Below are 24384 nucleotides of genomic sequence, written 5' to 3' on the forward strand. Positions count from 1 at the left end.
CCGTATTCTTACGGTGTTTTTTTGATAGAGATTCCAAGCCGATCGATCAAGCTAGCGTCAAAACCTCGTATTGTGCCGCCAGTTCCATGAAATGCCCCATGCTGGATACCTCGCCGGCCGCAAGTTGATCTTGAATGCCGTAATAATTCACGCAGGTGCCGCACGCCAATACAGGAACGCCGCGGTTTGCCAACTCTTTCAGGTGCAGCGAAGCAAACGACTGCTCCGTCAAGGCGAATACCCCCCGATTTACGCAAAACACCGCCGCCGGAAGTTGCCCCTGCTCCCGTTGCTTCAACAGCGTCAGGAACGTTTCCAGCAGCTGCGTCCCGAGCTCCGGGTCGCCGTTGCCCAAGCTGTCGGTGGTCAGAAAGACGACTTTACGGTTCAAAACGATTCACCTCTCAGCTTATGATCAAGCAGTTCAAACGTCAGTTGCAGCCGGTCTATCGGCACCTCGCCATAACGGTCCCCGATGCTTACCTCGAAGGTGCAAGCCTGATCCGTCTTCTCCTTGAGTGCGGGCGTTAAGCCAACTCCGGTTTCGCGGTAGACCTCGATCAGAATGTGCTCCAACCGATCCTTAGGGATATCCGCATGGACGTGGAACATGTTGGAAACCGGCACATCCGGTACGGTCTTCAGATGATGGCACCGGTTATACAGACCGGAGAGCTCCTGCGCTTGCCGGTAATACAAATCCATCTTCCCAATGCGTTGCTCATAATAGTAGTCCGCACTCAAAAAATAAGGATACAAACTGATCAAATCACCGCCGTGCCGCCTTTTCCATACCTTGGATTCCTTCGTAAACTCCGGTTCTCCGGCCAATATCGCCCCGGCGATCCCGCCGATGCCTTTATAAAAGGAGATATAGACGCTGTCGAATAAGGCGCAGACTTCCGCCGCGGTTTTCTGGTAGAAGGGAAGGATTTCAAACAGCCGGGCCCCGTCCAGATGCAGCTGAATGCCTTTCTCCCGGCAGTAGGCGGAAATGGCCGCAAGTTCCTCAAACGGCGGCAGCTGGCCGCCAATCTCGCGCTGCGGCAGCTCCAATAGCAGGCACGAGACGTCCTCGGGCAGGCGCTGAACGTCCTTCAGCCCGATCAGGCGGTCCTTGTCCGCCAGGAGAATCGGCTCGATCCCGTGCAGCTCCTTTAAGCCGTCTTCCTCATGAATCTCCAGATGGCATAGGGGGTGATACGCCACGCGTTTCGTCCCTTTCCGGTCGCACCAGATCCGCAGGGCGATTTGCTGCGCCATCGTGCCGCTGGGGAAAAACACGGCCGAGGCCTTGCCAAGCACCCCGGCCATTTTCGCCTCGAAAGCTTCCATGGCATGTCCGTTGCCATACATATCGCTGTCCAGTTGCCCGTCGATGGCGGCAAATGCCCGCTTCAGCACCTCCACATTCCGTTTGCCGTGGCCCCCCACCTGATAAACCGCCCGATCGAATGCCGACTTCAGCGTTTTCTTGTCCGATATTCCTTCGTTTCCATACATCGATCCTCGCCGCTCCTCTCCCATGCTGTCTGATAAACTGTGAATTCATGCTTATTATAGCTCGATTCGGAGCAGGAATCGATGTTCTCATGGTCGCATTTGTGCTTATTACGCCAACTTGAATTTCTCCACTTCCCGAATCATTTCGAGCGACAGCGATTCAAGCTCTTTGATCGCCTGGGCGATATCCTGGGTGGCACCGTTCAGCTCGATGGCCGATGCGGAGATTTCCTCCGCGGAAGCCGAGTTTTGTTCGGCTACGGCCGAGGCGGAGCTTACCGTAAGCAGTACGCGGTTCTTGTCCGCATTGACGGCGACTACGGACGTCGTAATTTCCTCGATTTGCGGCATCATTTCCCGAATGGATCGGATGATCTCCTGGAGGGCCTCCATCGTCGTAAGCACGACCTCCGATTGCCGGGCGAGCACTTCGCCCGTTCTGGCTGACGTTGCCGATACCCCGTCCATTTCCTGTCCGATCTCCTGCAGCAGCTCGTCGATTCCTTGCGAGGAATGCTGCGTTTGTTCCGCCAGCTTGCGGATTTCCCCCGCCACGACGGCGAAGCCCCGGCCCGCTTCACCGGCGCGCGCTGCTTCGATGGACGCGTTCAGCGACAACAGATTGGTTTGCGTGGAAATATCGCTAATCAGACGGGTAATCTCCGTCACGCGGGTTAGGCTGCCCGTCAGGTTATGGACTTTGCTTTGCGTTTCCTCGAACGAATCGGCGATCCCTTTCACGGACGTGACCAACTCGGCCAATTTTCCGCTGCTGCTTTGGGCCTTGTCGTTCGCTTGCTTTGCCGCCTCATCCACCGTCTCCAGCGAGCGGGTAATTTCGTCCAGGCGGTCTCCGAACGCTTGGAAGGATTCGGTCATCGAAGCCAGCTCTTCCGCCTGATTGACGGAGCCCAGGGAAACCTCATGGATCGCCGTCGAGACTTCGCCAACGCTCGTGTTCATCGCCTCGGAGGAGGCCGTCAGCGCTATGGTTTGTTCGGTTAGTTTCTGTGAATCCTGCCCAATCGTTTGCAGAATCGTTTTGATCGAGCCGATCGTCTTGTTCAAAGCACGGTTCATCATCCCGAATTCGTTGCCGAGGTTTCCGTTAAATTGAACCGTCACGTCACCTTCTGCAACCAGCTCGACCCTGGAGATAAACTCCTTCATGGAAGAGCGAATCATAATGACGACGAGCACGGAGATAGCGCTGACCAGGATGAGCGCCGCACCGAAAATATAGATAAAGAATTTCAGGCTCTGTTCGTAGAGTTGTTTGGAAGCCTGGCTTCGATCTTCCGCCACATTTTTTTGGAAATCGACGATGTTCAATATATCCTGGGTTAATTGGTTCCCGGCCTCAGCCATGACCACGTTCGTCAAGTTCCGATCGGCGACAAGCCCTTGCTTTCGCTGATCGATCAAAGAGGGAAGGTAAGAGACGTATTTCTCATAGCTTTGAGCGGCTTTCTGCGCCAGCTCTCCTTCTTCCGGGTTATCTTGGGATATCGCCACGTTCCGCTCCAGGATCGCGGAGATTTTCCCCTTCAGATCCTCCAGCGTTTGAACCATCGCTTCATCGTAATCGCGGTCAATGATCTTCGTCACCGTATTCCGCAGGTTCCCCATATGGCCGTTCACATCTTCCCAATCCTTCAGCCTAGGGATAATTTCGGAAGTAATTTCCTCCGTTGTCTGGTGCAACTTTAGAATCGAGTTCATTCCAACTACGCCGATGGCCGTTGTGGCAAGCAAGGAGAGTACCCACAACATCACTACGCTATGCACGATCTTGATGTTTTTTACTCGATTGATCCAGGCTCCCAAAATAACCCCTCCCTTTTCTTATTGTAAGTAGTATCAAGTAGGTTGATTAATATATCGGCTAGAATATTGAAACAATATAGACACAAAACGTCCTAATTCGACAAAATATACGATTTTAAGACAAATATTAATCGACAATATTCGCTATCATCAAAAAAAGAAAGAACGCCTGCATTCCACAAGCGTTCTTTCCTTATTGTTGTTGAAGGTTTACAGCTTAAATACATTCGTCAGCCCATTCATATTCTCGGACAGTTCGACCAGCTTGCCGGACGTTTTCTCGATTTCGCCGAAGATTTTCTCCTGCGTGCCGAGTTGCCCTTGGATCTCGCCGGAAACCTGCAGCCCCGACTCGATGGTGCCGTTGACGTCCTCCAGCGTTGCGGTCATTTCCTCCAGCGAGGCCGCTTGAGTGGTCACGCCGCCGGAAATTTCGGTCAGCATGGCAAAGGTGTTCTCCATGTTGTCTATGATATGTTCGATATTGGTCTTCACGTTCTCCGATTGCGTTACGCCCTCCCGAACCTTCTCCTCGGTCTGGGTCACGGCGGCCACGACGCTGCCGGTTCGAACGGTCATATCCTGAACCAGGCTGCCGATTTCCTGCAAGGAATGATTCGTATCCTCCGCCAGTTTCCGGATTTGTCCGGCGACGACCGCAAACCCTCTTCCCTCTTCCCCGGCCCGGGCGGCTTCAATCGCCGCGTTGAGGGCTAACAGGTGGGTTTGTTCGGAAATCTGTTTAATGATGCTTACAACCTCGGTGATCTTCTGGCTCTGCTCCTCCAGACTGAGCACTTCGCCGCTGACGTGCTTGGTGTTCGCCGCCAACTCGTTAATCGCCTCGACGATGGAGTCTACCGATTGCTTCCCGCCTTCCGCGGAATTCATCACCAATTGAGCCCGCTCGGCAATTTGGTTGGCAAGTTCTGCCGTCGTCTGAGAGTGGTTCGTAATCTCCGAAATAGCAACGGCCGTTTGCTTCATGCTTTCCGCGTTTTGAGTAAACACGTTCAGCAAATGCTTGACGCCCTCGTTGATATCATGCACCTGCCCATTAGCCTGCTCAATAATTTGATTCAGTTCTTCCGAAGACAACGTCACCCGTTCGGAGGAGGACTGGATCGTTGCAATCAGGTGTTTCAGGTTATCTCTGGCCTTCTGAAGCGACTGGATCATCTGCCCCGCTTCCCCTTGCCGCGTCGTCCGAATCTCGGCGGATAAATCGTTCTCGGCCATGGAATTGGCCAGCTTTACGCCTTGCTTGAGCGGCCGAACCAGCAAGGCTTCGGAGATGAGTGCGGCTCCCACTTCAAAAATGATAAAAATGATCAATGCCTTTAACCCCAAAGAGGGCGTAATCAGCTTAAAAAAATCATGATGTTGGCTATAGGATAACGTTACGATTAATGCGGTGTTCGAGACGAACATGGCCAAAAAGACGAGGACCATGATCCGGGTACGGATAGAAATATTACGAATTCGATTCATCTTAGCATCACCTGGCTTGATCGTAGTATAGTATTCATCAAAGTTGCTCTAGCAAAATTTGAATAGATTCAGGTATCTCCTCCTAGTTCCGAAATGGGTCATAAGTTCCAAATATTACATGTGATGTACATTATATAGTTCCATTTCACTACAGTCAAATCAACGCGAGATGATGGTAAACCGCTTACAAGTCTAGTAAAATGAGATTCGTTAGCACATCAGCTTAGAATCATCGCAAACAGGGAGGATATCGAATGGTTAATGTGAAAGGCAAATGGGCGCTCATCACCGGAGCCAGTCGCGGGGTGGGAAATCGGACCGCAAAGTTCATGGCCGAGCAGGGATGCAACTTGATTCTGCACAGCCGCAAGCTGGAGCATACCCGGCAGTTGGAGCAGGAGTTCCGGGGAATGGGCGTTCAAGTATACTCCGTCCAAGCCGAGTTGGCCAAGCACGAGGAAGTCGTGGCCATGCTGGATGAAATCGAAGTGAAAGGCACGCCGGTCGATATCGTCTTTAATAACGCTGCCGTGCAAATCGCCTATCGGACCGATTACTGGCAAACCCCGGTTTCGGATTTCGAGCAGAGCTTTCAAATTAATTTCATTTCCATCGCGACGATCTGTAACCGCCTGATTCCCAAGATGATCGAACGCGGCTTCGGCCGGGTCATCAACACCACCAGCGGGATTAAAAACGAGCCGGAGCAAGCCGGCTACGCAGCCAGCAAAGCGGCGCTCGACAAATTCACCAAAGATTTGGCCTCCCGCATCGAAGGCACGGACGTCATGATCAATTTGAACGATCCGGGCTGGTGCCGGACCGATCTCGGCGGCCCTCAGGCCCCGAACTCGGTGGAAAGCGTGCTGCCGGGCATCGTGGTCGGCGCTTTCGTCGACGACAAGAAGAGCGGGCGTTACTTCCCAGCGCAAAGCTTCACCGGGTTATCCCTGGAGGAAGCCATTGCGAAAGCGGAGACGTTCGAAGCGGTACCTTATACGATATAACCGGAAACATCCCGCGGGCAGCCGCGGGATGTTTGTATTGAGAGGCCGATCATTATTATTCATTTGCACGTTGCCGCCGGGAGCAACTGGCGGTTGCCATTGTCAAATCGGACGATATCCCCGCACCAGTTCCATGAACACCTCCATTGCCTTGGTGTAAAAGGGCGATGCCTGTGTAACGAGCGAAAATTGACGGTAGTACGGCAAGCCTTCCAATTCCAGCAGTTGCAGCGTTCCGAGCGCCATTTCCTTTCGCACCGCCGCTTTGGACAACAGGCTGATTCCCAGCCCCGCCTCCACCGACTCCTTAATGATTTGCGTACTGCCGAATTCCATCAACCGCTCCGGGTGAAAATGATGCTGGGCAAACAGATGATCCGCCGCTTCGCGTGTCCCCGAGCCGGCTTCCCGGATGATCCAGGTCTCCTCGCTCAAATCGGCAAGTCGAAGTCCCCTGCGCTCGGCATAACGGTGTCCCGCCGGGACGACTACGTACATCGCGTCATCGGCGATCGGCACGATCCGGTAGCGTTCATCCCGAACCTCTCCTTCGATGATTCCTACGTCTAGCCGGCGGCTTCCCACCAACTCCACGATCTCCTTGGAATTGCCGATGGTGATTGTCGGTTTGATGTCGGGGTACCCCGCCATCATCTCCGCCAATACATGCGGCAGCACGTATTCCCCGTAGGTATAACTGGCGCCGATCGACAAATCCCCCCGCGCCGCGTGTTTCATGTCGTCGATGAGATACTGCATTCGCGCGTACAATCCGGAGATTTCCCGGGCATGATGATAGACGATTTGTCCAGCCGGGTTCAAACGCACATATTTATTGCTGCGATCAAGCAGCTTCGTTCCAAGAGCCTGCTCCAGAGAACGGATATATTGGCTCACTGCCGGCTGTGTCATATGCAACATTTCGGCTGCCCGGGTGAAGCTTTGCTTCTCCGCTACGGCAATGAATACCTCAAGCGCCGGATCCATTTCGGTATCCTCCTCATTTCCAACAGCTTCTTGCATAATTAAATACTTAGCATAATTATACATATGAATTATTTTACTTATCATTAAAACCGAACTAAGCTAAAAAGGCAAATCAACGGAGGTGATTTCACGTGGCAACTCCCCTACTTCCCTCTAAAGCGGTGTTGGCAACACCCGAAACAACGAAAAAAGCCGATCTCCTGTTCGGAGGCATCGGCTTTACGCTCGTGATCGCCATGCTCGGCTTCGGACTCGCACAACTGCCCGGCTTAAACCGGATCGGACAGCTGGGTTGTTCGATCTTGCTGGCCGTCCTTTACCGGCAATTCGTCGGATACCCGGAAGCTTTGCGTCCGGGCATCCGGTTCGCTTCCCAACAGCTGCTGCGTCTTGCCATCGTCCTGTTTGGGCTGAAGCTGAACCTGGATGTCGTATTCCAGCAGGGCCTGCCCCTGCTGGCGCGGGACGCCGCAACGATCGCCTTCAGCATCGCCGCCACTCTGCTGATAGGCAAATGGTTGAAGGCGGACTTCTCCCTCTCCTTGCTGCTGGGCATCGGCACCGGGGTATGCGGAGCGGCGGCGATCGCAGCCGTTTCGCCGATCCTCAAAACCAAGGAAGACGATACCGCTATCGGCGCAGGATTGGTGGCTCTCGTCGGCACGCTGTTCTCCGTGGGTTATACGCTTCTTCGTCCGTTGCTTCCGATGTCCGAGCTTCAATATGGGGTTTGGAGCGGCGTCAGCCTGCACGAGATCGCCCATGTGGTGCTTGCCGCCGAGCCGGCCGGCCCGGACGCTCTGGCCGTCGCTTTATTAGCCAAATTGGGCCGCGTGTTTCTGCTCGTCCCGCTTAGTTTCCTTCTGATGTATGGCATGAAGCGGGCCAGCAGGAAATCGTCGCTATACCCAAACGCCGCCAAACCGGCCGCCGGACACGGACCCCAACCGCGGGCCGCCGTCCCATTCCCCTGGTTCCTGCTCGGTTTTATCTCAGCCAGCGTGATAGGGACCTATGCGTTGGGGACATGGATCCCTGTGAAGGATGCGGCTCTTAACGGAATCTCCACGGTGACCGGCTTTCTGCTGGCGATGGCCATGGTCGGCCTAGGGCTGAACGTCAACCTGCGGGAGCTCCGTTCCAAAGCGCTCCGGCCGCTGCTGGCGATGCTGATCACGTCAGTACTGTTGTCAGCCGGGACCTGGCTCTCGCTTACACTTTGAATTTTCCGATCAATGCCTGCAATTCCTCGGACAACTGACTGAGCCCTTCCATGGAAGCCATCATTTCCTGAACGCCGGCATATTGCTCTTCGGTATGCGCATATACCTCGCGGGAGCCGTCGGCCGTTTGCTGTGCGACTCGGTCGATCGTGGCAATCGCCTGAACCACGGCCTCCGATTGCGAGGACAATCGGTCAACCTGTCCGGCTACCCGGCCGATCCGGCCGGCCACCTGCTCGACCGCTTGCCGGATGCTGGTGAACACCTCGCCGGCCTGATGAACCGTGGCAATACCGGCCGCCACCTCCTGCGAACCGGCCTGCGCCGCTTCGATCACCAGCTCCATCTCGCTGCGCACGCCTTCAACCATCTCGGCCACGCCCGCGGCCGCTATCCCGGTCTCCGCCGACAGCTTCCGCACCTCGCCGGCAACCACGGCAAACCCTTTGCCGGCTTCCCCGGCCCGCGCCGCTTCGATCGAGGCGTTCAGCGACAGCATCTGGGTCTGCTTGGCGATGCCGGCAATCAGCTCGGCGGCTTCCGCGATCTGCCCGGAGCGGACACCCAGCCGCTCAATGAACGCACGCAGCTCGTCCATTTGCCGCTGAATCGACGCCATCTGCGCCGCCGCCGACGCCACGATCTCCTCGCCGGCTCTCGTTTCATGCACGGCTGCCGCCGATTGCTGACGGGCATCGTCCGCCAGGACGGCCATTTCACGGGCTCCGTCCGCCATTTCCTTCACTTGGGCCACGCCCAGCTCCACGCTTTGCACCTGCTCCTCGCTCCCGGCCGAGATCTGGCCCACGATTTCCGAAATCTCCCCGGAGGAGGCACGGAACTGCTCGGACTGGCGGCGCAACTGATCGGCCGAATCGGCGACTCGGCCGGCATGCCGCCCCAAATTTCCGATCATGTCCTGCCAGCTGCGTCTCATGTGGTTAAACGCGTCCGCCAGTTCGCCAATCTCGTCGCGGTTTCTCACGACCGTCTCCGCAAGGGTCAAATCGCCTTCCGCCAGTTCGCGAGCCCCCTTCACCATCACTCGCATCGGTTTGACGATCTGCCGGGACAACATGACGCCGGTCAAGACGGCGAACCCGATCGCGACGGCGCCGCATATTACCAAAATCCACATCGTCAACGCCGATTCCTTCTGGAACTCGTCCAATTTGGCCTGAAGCTCGGTCTCCTGCAGTGTCCGCAGTTCGCCGGCGCCCTGAATCATCGTATCCGACGTCGGGATCGCCCACATCAAAGCTTCCGCTTTCGCCAGATCCGGCTTGCCCGAATGGACGTAATCCCGGACCTTCACCAACAGGCGGGCAAACGTGGCGTTGGACTCCGACAGCGAGGAGGCGACCGCCTCTTGCTCTTCTCCTTCGGAAGCGCTTTCGATTTCGCCGATCAACGCGCTCAGCTGCGCATTGGCTTCCGTCAACTGCTGCTCCTTCCCGGACGCCGGCTCCACGATATACCCGAACAGAAGGCTGTTTTGGCGTTGCGTCTCCATCTCCAGCTTGGCCACTTGATCCAAGGCCGCCGTATTTTGCTGAAGCAACCCGGTATAGTTATGATCCAGCCGGTTCAAGAACACGTAAGCCACTCCTGCAATGACTCCGACCAGCAGCGATACCGTAATAAAAGCCGCCGTCAGCTTCCGCCCCAGCGAAAATGCGTGCCGCCCGTTTCGCCGCATCCGAGAATTCCCCTGATTCTTCATCTATTAGCCCCCCCTTGGTTTGTTCCAACGAACAAGGGCCGCGAGACTTATCATCCGCGGCCAATGCTTCTTCTGTTTATTCATTTGTATCATCTACTAAACCGCGTCTGGGGGGAATCCAATATTCTCCTGATTTATAGCAAAATTCTCATACTTTATAGCCTACGCAGCCTCTTTCGCCCTCCCGGCCCGCATCATGATTTTGACGATCTCGTTCAGCAGCAGCGGAATCAGCGCCAATAGGATCACGAGGCCCCAGTCGGCCAAGCTCAGATTTTGCACTTTAAACGCTGCAGCCAGGAACGGAATGGAAATGGAAAGATACTGCAGCAGCAATCCGGCAATGACCGCCCCGACAAGTAGCAGGTTGGTGAACAAACCGACCGTAAAGATCGACTTGGTCGAACTGCGCTTCGAGAACGAGTAAAACAGCTGCGACGCCGCCAGCACCACGAAGGCCATCGTGCGTGCGTAGGTCATCGCATCCTCGGAAATGTCGGCAGAACGCAAGCCATAACCATGTTCGCGAAGCCCCACGTAAAAGGCAACCAGCGTCAGCGCTCCGATCAACAACCCGCCCAGCACCGCCTGCATCGCCGCCCCCCCGGCAAAAAAGCTCTCCTTCGGATCGCGCGGTTTGCGCTTCATCACGTCCTTCTCGCCGGGATCAACCCCAAGCGCAATGGCCGGCAGCGTGTCGGTGACCAGGTTGATCCAGAGGATCTGGGTCGCCAGGAGCGGCAAAGGCCAGAAGAATAAAATCGAAGCGAGAATCGCCACGATCTCCCCGAAATTGCACGCCAGCAGGAACGTCACCGTCTTGCGAATATTGGAGTAAATATTCCGCCCTTCCCGGATCGCCTGGACGATCGTCGTAAAGTTGTCGTCCGTCAGGATCATGTCGCTGGCACCCTTCGACACATCCGTGCCGGTTATGCCCATCGCCACGCCGATGTCCGCCGTCTTAAGCGAGGGCGCGTCATTGACACCGTCCCCGGTCATCGAAACGATGTTGCCCTTCGCCTTGAAGGCTTTGACGATCTTCACCTTATGCTCCGGCGAGACGCGGGCGAATACGCGGATGTTGTTGATTTTCCCGGCAAAAGCCTCGTCCGAAAGCTCATCGATTTCCGCCCCGGTCATGCTCTGCTCCAGGGAGCTGGCGATTTCCAGTTCCTTGGCGATCGCGACGGCGGTGTTCCGATGGTCGCCTGTAATCATCACCGGCGTGATCCCGGCCCGCTTCGCCTCACGGATCGAATCCTTCACCTCGATCCGCGGCGGATCGATCATGCCGACGAAGCCAAGGATCGTCAAATCCTGCTCCATTTCTTCCGGCGGCAGGATGCGGTCCGTATCCTTGTAAGCGGCCCCGAGCACCCGGAGCGCATCGTCCGACATCGCTTCGGCTGCCTCAAGGTAGCGCTGTTTCAGTTCCTCGGTCAGCGGCACGACCTCCCCGTTCACTACGGCGGAGTTTGAAATCCGAAGCAACTGATCGATCGCCCCTTTGGTATGGACGCGGTATCCTTCCCGTGTCTGGTTGAGCGTGGACATCAGCTTGCGGTCCGAATCGAAGGGCTTCTCGGAAATCCGTTTGTATTCGGCCTCCAGCGATTTTTTGAGGATGTCATGCTGCTCGCCGTAAGCGACAAGGGCAATTTCCGTCGGGTCGCCGGTGCCCTGGCCGTTCTCGTAAGTGGCGTCGGAGCAGAGCACGAACGTCTTGATCATTTCCATCGGCGCCTCGTCTCCCAACGGCTGCGCGGTAAAATGCTGGACGACCGTCATTTTGTTCTGGGTCAGGGTTCCGGTCTTGTCGGAGCAGATGATGTTGACCGAACCCAGCGTTTCGACGGCCGGCAGCTTCTTTACGATGGCGTTGACGCGGGACATCCGGGTTACGCCAAGTGCCAGGACGATCGCCACGATCGCCGGCAGCCCCTCCGGGATGGCAGCAACCGCAAGGCTGATCGCGGTCAGGAACAGTTCGAACAGATCCCGTCCCTGGATCAAGCCGATCACGAAGATCACGACGCAAATCCCGATGGCGATATAACCGAGCATTTTGCCGAGCTCTTCGAGCTTCTTTTGCAGCGGGGTCAGCTCATGGGGATCTTCGTCCAAAATTTTGGCGATCTTGCCCATCTCGGTGTTCATGGCCGTGCCGACGACGACCCCTTCGCCGCGCCCGTAGGTCACGAGCGTGGACATGAACGCCATGTTGCTCTGGTCCCCGATTGGGGTCTTGGCCTCTTCGTGCACGTCTTCCGCGCTTTTGTCCGACGGTACGGACTCCCCGGTCAGCGCGGATTCCTCAATTTGCAGATTGGCGCTTTCAAGCAGCCGCAGGTCGGCCGGGATAAAACGTCCGGCATCCAAAATTACGATATCGCCCGGAACGATCTCTCCGGAATCGATCTCCTTCACATCGCCGCCGCGCCGCACCAGCGATTTGGGCGTCGTCATTTGCTGCAACGCCTCGATGGCTTTCTCCGCTTTCTGTTCCTGGATGACCCCGATGATCGCATTCAACAGCACAACGGCCAGAATGATGACGGCATCCATGTATTCTCCGACAATAAGCGTGACAACGGCGGCACCGAACAGGACGTAGATCAGCATATCCTTAAGTTGGGCAAAAAAAAGCGACCACACGCTAGGCTTTGGCTTGCCCTTGATTTGGTTCGGCCCATACTGGGACAGCCGTTTTCCGGCTTCTCCCGAGGAAAGCCCGGCTGCGGGATCTACCTGTAGCTCTTGCAGAACGGCCTCCCGGGTTTTGGTATGCCACATGCGGCAGCACCTCTTTACTCAAATTTGGTAGGTATTGACTTACCATTATTGTAAACCTAATCCACGAGAAATTATGATGGATTCTTGGGTAGAGTTGAGAACTTCACTTTGGCCTATTAAGTTCATGATGAATTTTGTCGATATTTGTAGAAACATCTTACAACATAGATTGGGGAGATCGATTGAAATGCTTCGCAAACTCTCTTTAGCTGTCAAATTCATGACGACTGCCGGCTTGGTCGTGATGATTTCCTTGACCCTTCTGTTGCTCGTCAACCTGAACCAGTCCATGAAAACCAGTATGGCCAAAGGCGAATTGGAAGCCGAGCTGGCCGGGAAACAATACGGATCCGATTTTGAAAAAATGTTTATCCGCCTCAAGACTTCCTCGGATAGCCTGGCCAAGATGATGATCGAGACCGGCAAGGAAGGCGATCTGTCCCGGGAAGAAGCCGTATCTCTATTGGAGAAAGAGCTCCTGAGTCACCCCGAGGTCTACGGAATCGGCATGTTGTGGGAGCCAAACGCCTTTGACGGCGCCGATGCACAGAACGTGGACCAAGCTGCGTACAACGACGCGAGCGGACGGTTTCTCCCTTACCTCTATAAAGAAGGGGATCAAGCGAAGCTGGCGCCATTGGCGGATTACGGATCTCCCGACGAACATGAGGAGTACCAAGTCACGAAATCCACGGGTAAGGCGGTCTACCTCGAGCCTTATACTAATGAGATCGGCGGACATCCCGTTCAAATGATGACGGCGGCCTATCCGATTCTCGATGCGTCGGGAGCGTTTCTCGGCGTCATCAAAGCGGACGTGCTGATGGATTATTTGCAAACGGCGGCGGCACAATACACCCCGCTTGGCGGTTACGTCGCCTTGGTGACGGAGAACGGACTTTATGCGGCCAACCCGCATGATCCCGAGTCGGTCCTTCAGCCGTACGGCGATAATCCGGAAAAAGAAGCGCTGTGGCAGCAAGTGAAAAGCGGGGCAATGCTGAAAGGCTACACTCTGAACTCTGCAGGCCGAGAGGTCCTTCGGTTATTCGAACCGGTAACCATGCCGGGGAGCGATCAGGTCTGGTATACGCAGACGGCCGTAGATAAAGATATCATTCTGAAAGAATTCACTCAGGCAAGAACGACTTCGATCGCCATGTCCGTGGGTGCGTTGGTCGTGCTTGCGGCGATTCTCGCCCTGCTGGTTTGGCGCATGGTCATTCTTCCTTTACGTCTGTTGACGGGGAAGCTGCAGCTCATGGCGGGCGGCGACCTCACGCAGAAACTGCAGGTTCGCAGCGGCGACGAGTTTGGAAAAATGGCCGGTCATTTCAATGAAATGACCGAGAAGCTGCGCGACATGTTCCGGCTTGTCGCCGATCTATCCATGTCCGTCGGGGCGACGTCCCAGCAATTGTCCGCCAGCGCCGAACAGACCGGCAAGGCTGCCGAGACGATCGCCGGCTCGATCAGCCGCGTCGCCCAGGGTGCCCAGGACCAAAACGGTTATGCTGCCGAGTCATCGCAAGCCGTGTCCGAAATGTCCATGGGCGTACGGCGCATCGCCGACTCCTCCTCCGCAATCTCGGTGTCCGCGAGCGAAGTCACGTCACGAACGAAGGAGAGCAGCGTTCAACTGGAACGGGCGGTGTCCGATATGAAAGAGCTTCAGGCGGCGACCGAAGCCACCGCCTCCTCCATCGTGCGCTTGGAAGAGCGGTCCACGGCGATCGGCGGCATGATCGAACTCATCGCCAATATCAGCACGCAAACGAACCTGCTCGCGCTGAATGCGGCGATCGAGGCCTCCCGCGTCGGCGAGCACGGACGCGGCTTCGCCGTCGTTGCCGGAGAGATCCGCAAGCTGGCCGATCAGACCAAGCAAGCCGCCGAGCAGGTTACGGAGCTGGTGGAACAAGTGCGCACCGATACCAACGTGGCGGCGGATTCCATGGCCAAAGGCAGCAAGCAGGTCGAACGGGGCGTGAAAAGCGTGTCCGACAGCAACGCGATGCTGACGCTCGTTCTGGCAGAGATCAGCAACGTCAACGACCAATTGCAAGAAGTCTCCGCCGCTGCCGAGCAGATGACCGCAAGCACGGAGCAAGTCTCCGATAGCGTGGTGCGGTTGGCCGACATCGCTTCGGAATCGTCCGCGGAGGCGCAAAGCGTTGCCGCGGCTTCCGAGGAGCAGCTCGCCTCCATGGAGGAGATCTCCGCTTCCAGCGAAGCGCTGAGCAACATGGTGCAGGAACTGTTGGACAAATTGTCCCACTTCAAAATCTGATCGGTTCGATATCCTGCCATAAAAATGCCATAATATGAAGGCACCCGATTCGGCCGCAACAAGATGAAAAAATGCCCGGGCTATGCTACAATACTGGAATGTTAAACGGGAACGTTTAGAGGGATGTATTTAGGAGGGTATTCAATTTCATGTTAATCATAGGTATCGCCGGCGGCACCGGGTCCGGGAAAACGACGGTCGCCCGTTCGGTTATCGGCCAGCTGGACACGGATAAAGTGACGTTCATTTCGCAGGACAACTACTACAAGGACCAGTCGCATCTCAACATGTCCGAACGGGAGAAAACGAACTACGACCATCCCTTCGCCTTCGACAACGAGCTGATGGTGGAGCATCTTACCCAACTCAAGAACGGACAAGCCGCCTATGCGCCGGTGTACGATTTTACGATCCACACCCGTTCCGAGAAGACGGTGAAGCTGCTGCCGAACAACATCATTATCGTTGAGGGACTGTTCGTCCTGTATGACGAAAAGCTGCGGGAGATGCTGGACATCAAGGTGTTCGTGGACACGGACTCCGACGTGCGGATCCTCCGGCGCGTGCTGCGCGACATGGAGGAACGCGGCCGTTCGATCCATTCCATCCATCAGCAGTACCTTGCAACGGTCAAGCCGATGCATGAAGCGTTTATTGAGCCGTCCAAAAAATACGCCGACCTCATTATCCCCGAAGGCGGGCATAACGAAGTCGGCATCCAAATGCTGACCATCCTGACGGAGAAGCACTTAACCGGCGGGTTCAAAGCCTAGAAGGGACGGATGCTGCGACAGTTATTTAGTCCAGAGTTGGCCATATCAGGCTATTCCAGAGAAATACCTGCACTTTTGCAGGTATTTCTTTTATTTAGCCTACTCCTACGATTTCACCTGCCGGTACCGGCTTTTGGCCAGGGCCGAGAAGATGAAATAGAGCCCGATCAGCAGCGGGAACAGCAACCAAGCGAATCCGCGCCCCAACGCAAACGGGGTTTCGAACAGAAACGCCTGCCAAAACGAAACGCCCGTTTTCTCCCAGAGACCCGGGGTGAAATATAAAGCCTTCGGATGGGTGAACGCCGCGGCATCCACCAGTCCCGTCGAGACCATGGCCACAAAAATCGGAATGTAGCAGCAGGCCAACGAGAACCACATCCGGGACAAGCGCTGGTAACGCCCCGCCCGAGAATCGGCGTCCGAGAAAATATCATCGCTGACCGTCTCGCCAACCTTGCGGAAATACTGCGACCCGGACGATTTGCTGCCGGCCACGTGCTTCCAGCCGCTGTCCTCGAATAAGGCCAAGTAGTCTTCGAAATCGGCCCGGCTATGAAATTGACGGAAGTCGACTTTGATCACCGCATCTTCCGGTTCGGCCCGTTCAAAGGCATAGGCGATCGACTTCCCCACCAGCGCGAAGCCTCGCTTGGCCATCTCGTTCAGCCATTGCTCCTCTTTTTCAAAATCGATGAAAAATTTTATTTGTCGCATGCCGTTTCCTCCTCCTTAATCCCAAGACATAATGTCCCGCGTAACGTTCCTCATCTGGTTCATCCGCTCGTAATCCAGCCTTAGAATCTCCCTACCCTGGGCCGTCATCGCGTATACCTTGCGACGGCTGTCCGCCGTAGCCACCGGTTCAATCCACTTCAGCTTTACCAGATTGTCGATCGCCCCGTACAAAGTGCCGGCCGCCATCCTTACCTGCCCGCGGCTGAGTTCCTCCACCTTCTGCAGGATCAGGTAGCCGTGCGCCGGTTCCGCCAACGCGAGCAAAATATAATACACCGTTTCCGTTAAAGGCAAATGTTTATCTCTGCTCATCGGTTTCGTTCCTCCTCCCAAAGTGTTTTCGAATATATCGTTCAACTGTATAGTTTAACTATATATAGTTAGACTGTATATTGCAACAAAAAAATATCCGCCCGGCACCGTCGTCAATTGCTCCGGGCCGAGCGGCTTCGTTTGACCGCTTGTCTGCCTATGGCAATAAGGAACAGCAGCGGAATGTAGCCGAAAATTAAGACGCTGCCAACCCGCGAGATGACATTCTCTAACCGCTCGATACTCACGGGAGTCCGCAGCGAGAGCACCATCCCGATGATCACGAGCAGGGTCGTCCCGAGCGCCCATTTCCTCGAGAACTTCAGCGTTTGGGTCAAGATGCGGACCGCCGCCCAGATCGATACACAGCATATCGGGAAGATAACGAGCATCCAATTGAAGATGTAAATGTAGTCAAAACGCTCCAGGAAAGCAAAACGGATGATTTTGGAGAGAATCAATGTCGGCCAGAGGGTATGCCGTAATTGCCGCATATTGAAATAACCGAGAGTGGTCACCAGAATAATCAGGTAGAGCAAGGTTGTATGAGCAACCGCGATATGGGCCCATTTTTGTGCCTTTGCGTTATTTTTGATGAACGGATAATAGAACAAGAGAAACTCGGGCCCCAAAAAGACGTAGACGGATTTGGCAGCCGACTTGACGTAATCACTCAGACCGTGGCTCCATAGGGGAAGAAAATTCAGCCAATGGGCAAATTTCAAGGGGAAATACAAGGACGGCAGGACCAAACTCGGGATGACGACGCACAGGAGGCAGATACCGGCAACAACGCGAAACCCTCCGGATACGATATACCCGGCCACCGCCAAAATAATGAACGAAACTTGCCAAAGCGGCGCGTCGGGAAATACCCAGACGTGAATGATTTCCGCATACGGGCGGATCTGCCCCGTGCACATCAGGACGCAATAGAAGAACAGGATCACCGATAATCCGGACCCGACGACCGGTCCAAACAGCTCGCGATGGAGGGAAAGGATATCTCCGCCTTCGGCCATTCGCAGCAAGCGGAACAGCATCAGAATCACCAAATGCATGCAAGCGCCGACAAACAGGACGGATACCCAGGCATCCTGCTCCGCGCCTTCCGCAATCTTTTGCTGAAAATTAAGCATGCCTATCCCCGTCTGGACCCCATGAACCAGGAACCAGGTGATATAACCCGAGACTTGGTTGCTTTCCTTGACGGTACCGCCCATCGCCTTCCCCGCCTTCTGCTAGTTTCCGATTCCCGATTCTTTCAGGGTGATATGGGTATGAACCTCGAAGCGCATCTTCGGATAATCCCTCTTGTAAAAAGCTTCTTCGTCCCATGACCGGCCATGCGCCCGGACGAAATCGCCCACGCCAAGCGGATCCACCCCCTTGCTTCGCAGCTTGTTCAGCAGCTTCACCGAACCGGCATCGATTTGCCGCTCCAGCCGGCTCACGGTATCTTGGTAAGGCTTCCGGTCGCGGAGATTCATTCCGGCCGGCGGCTCCTTCAACATGCCTTCCAGCCGGAGATCGACGGATAATTTCAATACGCCGCCTTCCCGGGACAACCGCGATACCGGCATCCCCTTGAATACGTTAAAGGCGGCCATCCGATTCCCCGTCTCCGCGGAGACGGTGACGGGAAGAATCCCGCCCGTTCCCCGGCCTTTCAACATCTTGAAAAGCAGCGTTTCTTTGGCGCCAAGCACCAATTTGAGCCGATCCTCGTGAAACACGGCGAGGCCCGTAAGTTCGATTTTGTCATCGCCGTTTTGGCTCAAATAAGGGGCAAACGGATCCCTTCCCTCCCCGTAGTAATTGAACAGGAAGATGTGCAAGTTGTTAAGCGGCACGTTATCGGAAATGACGTTTTGTTCGATCAAATGATAGGGCAACAGTTCCCGATTTTGGCCCTCCAGGCTCCGGAATAACCGTTCGGGCGATTGCTCCGATACCGCCACGATCATGCTGGTGCTGATCAGCGGATTCCGGCAGAAGGTATGCAGGAAATGGGCAACCCCCTGTTCGGCCATTCGCCGGTCAAAGACGAGCAAGCGCAGTTTCCCTAAGTCGATCGGATGGGGCGACTGCATGTTCATTTGGCTTAGTAAAAGTTCCATGTTCTCGCCCTTCCCCTGAAGGGGCATAATCCGCTCGTTCTTCATCGGGTCCAAATACAATCCGACCGCCCGGTATTCCCCTTGTTCCCGATTCACGCCAAGTACAGCTAGAATCTTGGTGTTGTCGACGATTCGGGTTTGGCTGCAGCCCGCCACCATCAACGCCAGAACGAGGATACCGGCAACGATTGGTAACCGGTACGGATGACGTTTATTCCACATCGCCATCCTCCTTCCGGGAACGCGGATGGTAACGAAATGCCGACAGGGGCCGAAGGAACAGGCTGCGATGGAATGAATACTGGTAGGAAGCCCGAATGATGCTGTCGTCCAGGTTCCCCTTCCGGAACGGAAATAGCGGCACAAAATAAGGCATCCCCAGCGATTTTAGGCGGATCAGATGACCCATGAGCACGAGGAAGCCTGCCGTGATCCCAAGCCCGCCCCAAAAGGCCGCCAACAAGACGAACGGAAAGCGCAGCAGCCGAATCGTATTCGCCATTTTAAAAATCGGGGTCGTAAAGGAAGCCAATGCCGAAAGAGCCACGATTATCAACAAAATGTTGCTGGTCAGCGCCGCTTGAACCGAGGCTTCTCCGATCACGATGCCGCCGACGATCCCGAGGGTCTGGCCGATTTTGGACGGCAAACGCGCCCCGGCTTCCCTAAGCAAATCGATGGTAATCTCCAAAAAGATGACCTCCACCACCGGCGGAAACGGCACGTGAATGCGTGATTCAATCAGCGGCCCCAGCATGCTTTCGGGAATGATTTCGTAATGAAACGTCATGACCGCCACGTAAATCGGCGTGGCAAAGATGGAGAACATGACGCTCAGCAGGCGGATAAAGCGAAAGAAGGACCCCAATACCCAGGGCAAGTAATAATCCTCCGGCGACACGAAAAACCCCAGAAAGTTGGCTGGGGCCGCCATCGCGTAAGGAGATCCATTGGAAAAAACAGCGACCTGGCCGGAAGTGATCGCATAGGTGATCCGGTCAATGCGTTCCGAAGACAGGAACAGCGGAAACAAGGTGTTCGAGTTGTCTGCTAGGATCTCCTCCAGTTGGGAGGTATCGTACAGCACCTCGAAATCAAAGTTTTGGAGACGTCGTTTCATGGTCTGAACGTACTCCGGATTGGTAACGTTCTCCAGGTAAACGACGGCCACTTTCGTCTTGGAATGCGATCCGATCGTCAGGGTTTCAATGATCAACTCGGGTGTCGGGAGCTTTGCCCGCAACAAATGAAGGTTCGTATCCAGGTTCTCCACGAACCCGGCTTTGGGCCCAACCACGCTGAATTCGTTCTCCGTATCGTTGCTCTGCCGCTGCCCCATCTGGCTGTTATCCAAATTCGCCAGCACGTACACGCCTTCCGCCAAACCCATTCGAAGCAGGACGAACCCCTCCATGATTTTGGCGACGGCTTCTTTCTCCGCGTTCGTTAGCGTTATTTCGGCAAAAGGCAGAATGCCTCTGAGATCATCGGGGTGTTGAAGCCGGGGCCGATGCTTCTGAAGGGCAGGCAGCAGGAAATGCGTCACTTTCTCCGCCGCTACCAAGGAACGGTAGTACGCGATCCGGAGGAAGCCGGCATCCTCCTCATAGGGAGAGAACTCATGAAAATCACTGGATTTCCGGGCCAGATCCAGGGTCAAGCGCCCCCCGTCCGGCCGCCTCTTTTCGCCGGGATGGTCCACAAACATCTTCCTCGATTTCAATGATTTTCCTTTAATGTGCCGCGGCATATCGGGTTTTATGCACATCGGGCGCTGATTCCCTGCATAAATATGCAAAATAACATGTCCAACGGTTTGAAGGATGAAGCGATTCGCAGTATGATAAACCATGTTGAGAACGGATACAAGGAGGGTGGAAAGAAACGACTCACTTTTCTGGGAGAGGACGGGATGCCCGATGCGGGGAAAAACCTTGCTGCTTGGCCACATCAAGTCGCATCTGCCGCTGTATCTGACAGCGGTGTTGTGCCTGACGGCCGCCAATGTGACGTATTCGTATTTTCCGAAGGTACTGGGGGAGTTCACGGATCACCTCCAGCAAAGCGGGCTGACGAGAGGCGGCGTAGGCCGATACGCGCTGACTCTGGCTGCCATCGCCGTCGTCTATGGCCTGTGCTTCGGAATCGGGCAGTACATCAACCATCGCCTGGGCCGGATGTTTGAATTTCGTGCCCGGAGCCAGCTGTTCCGGCATTTTACTCAATTAAGCGAAGCGTTCTTCTCGAAACACGGGATCGGCAAGCTGCTCAGCTACGTGATGAATGACGTCACCGGCGTGAGAGAGTCGATTGCGAACGGGTTGAACCAAATGACCAATGCGTCGGTGTTGTTGATCTCCGTCATTACGATGATGACGGTCAGCGATATTCCGGCGCTTTTGATCGTGGTTTGCGTCTTGCCGCTGCTCGCCATTCCGTTTATCGTGATCGCGTTTGGCCCCAAAATCCGAGATAACTCGCGGAAGGTGCAGGAGTCGCTGGCGGCAATGACTGAAGCGGCGGAGGAACAGTTCGAAGGAATTAAGGTCACGAAGAGCTTTGCGACCGAGGAGATCGCGAGCGAGCGTTTCGGGCAAACCGTCGACCGGATCTTGGACAGCCAGCTGTCGTTGGTGCGGATGAGCTCGCTGTTCCAGGTGCTGTTGCCATTTACCGGCGCAATCTCGATGGCTGTGGCCATCGCCTACGGCGGTCTTCTTGTCGCACGCGGCGAACTCACGCTGGGGAATTTCGTTGCCTTGACGTTGTACTTGCGGATGATCATGAACCCGCTTCGGCTGATCGGCAACGTCATCAACTTCATGCAGCGTTCCAGGGCTTCGCTGGACCGGCTGAACCGCTTGCTGTCCGTGAAGCCGGACATCCGCGACGAGGACGGGGCCCTGCCGATGCCGGAGGATCCGCAAAACCTCAGCATCGACATCCGCGGATTGACGTTCACCTATCCGGACGCCGCGCACGAGTCGCTGCAGGACATCCATCTCCGGTTGAACCCTGGAGAAACGCTGGGCGTAGTGGGCCGGACCGGCAGCGGCAAAACGACGCTCGTCAAGCTGCTGCTGCGGGTGTACGATCCGCCCCGCGGCACGGTCTTCATCGGCGGACGCGACGTCCGAAGCCTGACGCTGGAGAGCCTGCGCACCCGCATCGCTTATGTGCCGCAGGACGGCTTCCTGTTCAGCACGACGATCGGCGACAACATCGCCTTCTTCGACCGGACGTCGGAGCTGAGCGCGATCGAGAAGGCCGCCAGGTTGGCCGATCTCTACGATAACGTCGCCGGCTTCCCGAAACGGTTCGACACCGAGCTTGGCGAACGCGGCCTGACGTTGTCCGGCGGACAACGCCAGCGGACCAGCCTGGCCCGGGGACTGATCAAGGACGCCCCCATCCTGCTGCTGGACGACAGCGTCAGTGCGGTCGACGCCGTGACGGAGACGCGAATCCTCTCCCATCTGCGCGAAGCCCGCAAGGGAAAGACGACCCTGATTATCGCCCACCGCATCAGCGCGGTGAAACACGCCGACCGCATTCTCGTGCTGGACGACGGGCGGATCGCCGAGCAGGGAACGCACGAGCAGCTGCTGCAAGCGGGAGGCTTGTACGCGAGCCTGCATCACCTCCAGGAAGGAGGCGACAGCGATGCCGTCTAACCCGGAAACCTCCGACAGCCGTAAGAAATACGAGGTGACCCCGGAGCAGCGGAGGAAGGCGTTCGCGGCCTTGCTCTCCTATGCCAAACCGCACCGGAAGGCTTTTCTCGCCGTATTCGGCTTTGCGTTCCTGGCCATTTCCGCCGACTTGCTGCAGCCGTTCCTGATCAAATACGCTATCGACGAGAAGGTGCTGTTCGGCGCACACGGTCCGAGCATCCTGCTTGGCCTGGCTTTGGCTTACCTCGCGCTCGAGGCGGTCAGCGGCGTCTTCTCCTATTGGCAAGCGAACCTGCTGCAGAGGGCCGGGCAGAGCATCGTCGCCTTGCTGCGCAAGGACCTGTTTAAGCAGATCACGAGGCAGTCGATGTCCTTCTTCGACCGCAACTCGGCCGGCGGCCTCGTCACGAACGTGTCGAGCGACACAGAGACGATCAACCAGTTTTTTACCCAGGTGCTGCTCAGCTTGGTGCGCGACGGATTATCCCTCATCCTGGTCGTCGTATTCATGTTTGCGCTGGACGTCAGGCTGGCCACATACTGCTTGGTTCTCTTTCCCATCATTACCGTGATCGCCGTCGCCTTCCGCAAGTATTTGCGTACCAGCTACCAGCGGGCCCGCTCCCTGCTGTCCCGGCTCATCGCGTTTACCGCCGAGAATCTGAGCGGAATGAGCCTGATCCAGTCGTTCCATCAGGAGGGAGAGCAGTCCTCCCGCTTCGGGGAGCGGAATACCGCGTATTTGCGGGCCAACCTGCGGGAAGTGCGGGCGACCGTCTTGTTCAACCGGTCCTTCGATATCCTCGGCAATTTGTCAGTGGCCTTCGTGGTTTGGATCGGCGGCTTCGCGGTACTGGGCGAGCGTATCGAGTTCGGCGTACTGTATGCCTTTATCAGCTATATCCGCCAATTCTTCCAGCCGATCAACCAGATCACCCAGCAGTGGAACACGCTGCAATCGACGATCGTGTCGGTGGATCGGCTGTGGCGGATCTTCGCCTCCGAGCCGGAGGTGAAGGATCCTGCGCCGGAGAAAGCTCAGGCGTTGCCAGCCCGTGGGGTGCGCGGCCGGATCGATTTCAACCGCATCCGCTTCTCGTACACGGACGGGCAGGAGGTGCTCCACGGCCTCGACCTCCACGTGCGGGAAGGCGAATTCATCGGCATCGTCGGCACGACCGGCGCAGGCAAGAGCTCCCTGGTGAACCTGCTGACGCGGTTCTATGACGTGGACGACGGCAGCGTCGAAATCGACGGCACGGACATCCGCCGTCTTCCGCAGGCCTCGCTGCATCGCCTCGTCGGACTGGTGCAGCAGGACCCGTTCCTGTTCGCCGGGTCCATCATCGACAACGTCCGCCTCTACCGCGAAGACATCCCCCGCGAGGAAGTGATCCGGGCCTGCCGGCGCATCGGCGCCGACCCCATGATCGCGCGGCTGAAGGACGGCTACGACACCTGGCTGTCCAACCGGGGCAGCGGGCTGTCCGCCGGGGAGCGGCAGCTGATCTCCTTCGCGCGCATCTTGGCCTTCCGGCCGAAGATCCTCATTCTCGACGAGGCGACGGCCAACCTCGATTCGCAGACGGAGCAGCTGATCCAGAACGCGCTGAACGTGGTGTCCGCCGGCCGGACGACGCTCGTCATCGCCCACCGGCTGTCCACCGTCCAGCACGCCGACCGCATCCTCGTCATCCAGGACGGGCGCATCGCCGAGCAGGGCAAACACGACGCGCTGCTCGCCCGCGGCGGCTACTATGCGGAGCTGGTGCGCCACTCGCGGCAAGGCCACGCGGAGCTGCAGAAGCTGGCGCAACGGCGATAATAAGAACTGGAGGGCTGGCCCGTTCAATCGGGCCAGCCCTCTTTTGGATAAACCGCACCTCCCTACCTTATTCGCAATATTATGGTTGTAAAGTC

General features: G+C 56.3%; 18 protein-coding genes. 6 read left to right on the forward strand and 12 right to left on the reverse strand.

The window, feature by feature from the left end; all coding sequences use genetic code 11:
* Positions 1–46: 46 nt before the first annotated feature.
* The 4 genes from M0651_RS22045 to M0651_RS22060 form a co-directional block, all read right to left on the reverse strand.
* Positions 47–391 carry a DsrE family protein gene (locus M0651_RS22045; RefSeq protein ID WP_248553840.1) on the reverse strand — a complete coding sequence of 115 codons (345 nt, stop codon included), beginning with the start codon at positions 389–391 and terminating at the stop codon, positions 47–49.
* Positions 388–1503, reverse strand: coding sequence for a threonine aldolase family protein (locus M0651_RS22050; RefSeq protein ID WP_248553841.1), 1116 nt, complete (start codon positions 1501–1503; stop codon positions 388–390). Before M0651_RS22050 ends, M0651_RS22045 begins: the two co-directional genes overlap by 4 nt.
* Positions 1504–1611: 108 nt before the next feature.
* Positions 1612–3330 carry a methyl-accepting chemotaxis protein gene (locus tag M0651_RS22055; RefSeq protein ID WP_248553842.1) on the reverse strand — a complete coding sequence of 573 codons (1719 nt, stop codon included), beginning with the start codon at positions 3328–3330 and terminating at the stop codon, positions 1612–1614.
* 210 nt (positions 3331–3540) lie between these two features.
* Positions 3541–4821 carry a methyl-accepting chemotaxis protein gene (locus M0651_RS22060; protein ID WP_248553843.1) on the reverse strand — a complete coding sequence of 427 codons (1281 nt, stop codon included), beginning with the start codon at positions 4819–4821 and terminating at the stop codon, positions 3541–3543.
* A gap of 254 nt (positions 4822–5075) precedes the next feature.
* Here M0651_RS22060 and M0651_RS22065 point away from each other — a divergent pair, with 254 nt between their 5' ends.
* The gene (locus M0651_RS22065; protein WP_248553844.1) at positions 5076–5828 is read left to right on the forward strand and encodes an SDR family NAD(P)-dependent oxidoreductase; all 753 of its coding nucleotides are present in this window, start codon (positions 5076–5078) and stop codon (positions 5826–5828) included.
* A 102-nt stretch (positions 5829–5930) separates the two neighbouring features.
* Here the strand turns inward: M0651_RS22065 and M0651_RS22070 are convergent, their stop codons facing one another.
* Positions 5931–6815, reverse strand: coding sequence for a LysR family transcriptional regulator (locus M0651_RS22070; protein WP_248553845.1), 885 nt, complete (start codon positions 6813–6815; stop codon positions 5931–5933).
* A 131-nt stretch (positions 6816–6946) separates the two neighbouring features.
* Between M0651_RS22070 and M0651_RS22075 the strand changes: the two genes are divergently transcribed.
* A complete protein-coding gene (locus M0651_RS22075) occupies positions 6947–8038 on the forward strand; it encodes a YeiH family protein (protein ID WP_248553846.1) in 1092 nt (363 codons plus the stop codon).
* Here the strand turns inward: M0651_RS22075 and M0651_RS22080 are convergent.
* Both M0651_RS22080 and M0651_RS22085 read right to left on the reverse strand, forming a co-directional pair.
* Positions 8028–9761: a methyl-accepting chemotaxis protein gene (locus tag M0651_RS22080; protein WP_248553847.1), complete on the reverse strand. Its 1734-nt coding sequence runs from the start codon at positions 9759–9761 to the stop codon at positions 8028–8030. The two genes, M0651_RS22075 and M0651_RS22080, sit on opposite strands and share 11 nt — an antisense overlap.
* A gap of 162 nt (positions 9762–9923) precedes the next feature.
* The gene (locus M0651_RS22085; RefSeq protein ID WP_248553848.1) at positions 9924–12557 is read right to left on the reverse strand and encodes a cation-translocating P-type ATPase; all 2634 of its coding nucleotides are present in this window, start codon (positions 12555–12557) and stop codon (positions 9924–9926) included.
* Between the two features lie 187 nt (positions 12558–12744).
* On the opposite strand from M0651_RS22085, the gene M0651_RS22090 reads away from it, so the two are divergent.
* On the forward strand, positions 12745–14847 hold the full coding sequence (locus M0651_RS22090) for a methyl-accepting chemotaxis protein (protein WP_248553849.1): 2103 nt from the start codon (positions 12745–12747) through the stop codon (positions 14845–14847).
* 149 nt (positions 14848–14996) lie between these two features.
* A complete protein-coding gene (udk, locus tag M0651_RS22095) occupies positions 14997–15620 on the forward strand; it encodes a uridine kinase (protein WP_248553850.1) in 624 nt (207 codons plus the stop codon).
* A 105-nt stretch (positions 15621–15725) separates the two neighbouring features.
* On the opposite strand, the gene M0651_RS22100 is transcribed toward udk, so the two are convergent.
* From M0651_RS22100 to M0651_RS22120, 5 genes are all read right to left on the reverse strand, one after another.
* Positions 15726–16337, reverse strand: coding sequence for a DUF2812 domain-containing protein (locus M0651_RS22100; RefSeq protein ID WP_248553851.1), 612 nt, complete (start codon positions 16335–16337; stop codon positions 15726–15728).
* Between the two features lie 15 nt (positions 16338–16352).
* Complete coding sequence (locus tag M0651_RS22105) at positions 16353–16670, reverse strand: PadR family transcriptional regulator (RefSeq protein ID WP_248553852.1); 318 nt, start codon at positions 16668–16670, stop codon at positions 16353–16355.
* Between the two features lie 113 nt (positions 16671–16783).
* The gene (locus M0651_RS22110) at positions 16784–17893 is read right to left on the reverse strand and encodes a GerAB/ArcD/ProY family transporter (protein ID WP_248553853.1); all 1110 of its coding nucleotides are present in this window, start codon (positions 17891–17893) and stop codon (positions 16784–16786) included.
* Positions 17894–17911: 18 nt separating this feature from the next.
* On the reverse strand, positions 17912–19012 hold the full coding sequence (locus tag M0651_RS22115) for a Ger(x)C family spore germination protein (RefSeq protein WP_248553854.1): 1101 nt from the start codon (positions 19010–19012) through the stop codon (positions 17912–17914).
* Positions 19002–20498, reverse strand: coding sequence for a spore germination protein (locus tag M0651_RS22120; protein WP_248553855.1), 1497 nt, complete (start codon positions 20496–20498; stop codon positions 19002–19004). The genes M0651_RS22115 and M0651_RS22120 overlap by 11 nt, the downstream gene beginning before the upstream one ends.
* 211 nt (positions 20499–20709) lie before the next feature.
* Here M0651_RS22120 and M0651_RS22125 point away from each other — a divergent pair, with 211 nt between their 5' ends.
* Together M0651_RS22125 and M0651_RS22130 are read left to right on the forward strand one after the other, a co-directional pair.
* Positions 20710–22464: an ABC transporter ATP-binding protein gene (locus tag M0651_RS22125; protein ID WP_248553856.1), complete on the forward strand. Its 1755-nt coding sequence runs from the start codon at positions 20710–20712 to the stop codon at positions 22462–22464.
* The gene (locus tag M0651_RS22130; protein WP_248553857.1) at positions 22454–24289 is read left to right on the forward strand and encodes an ABC transporter ATP-binding protein; all 1836 of its coding nucleotides are present in this window, start codon (positions 22454–22456) and stop codon (positions 24287–24289) included. The genes M0651_RS22125 and M0651_RS22130 overlap by 11 nt, the downstream gene beginning before the upstream one ends.
* Positions 24290–24384 lie beyond the last annotated feature (95 nt).

This window comes from Paenibacillus mellifer (assembly GCF_023195895.1).
Lineage (GTDB): Bacteria > Bacillota > Bacilli > Paenibacillales > Paenibacillaceae > Fontibacillus > Fontibacillus mellifer.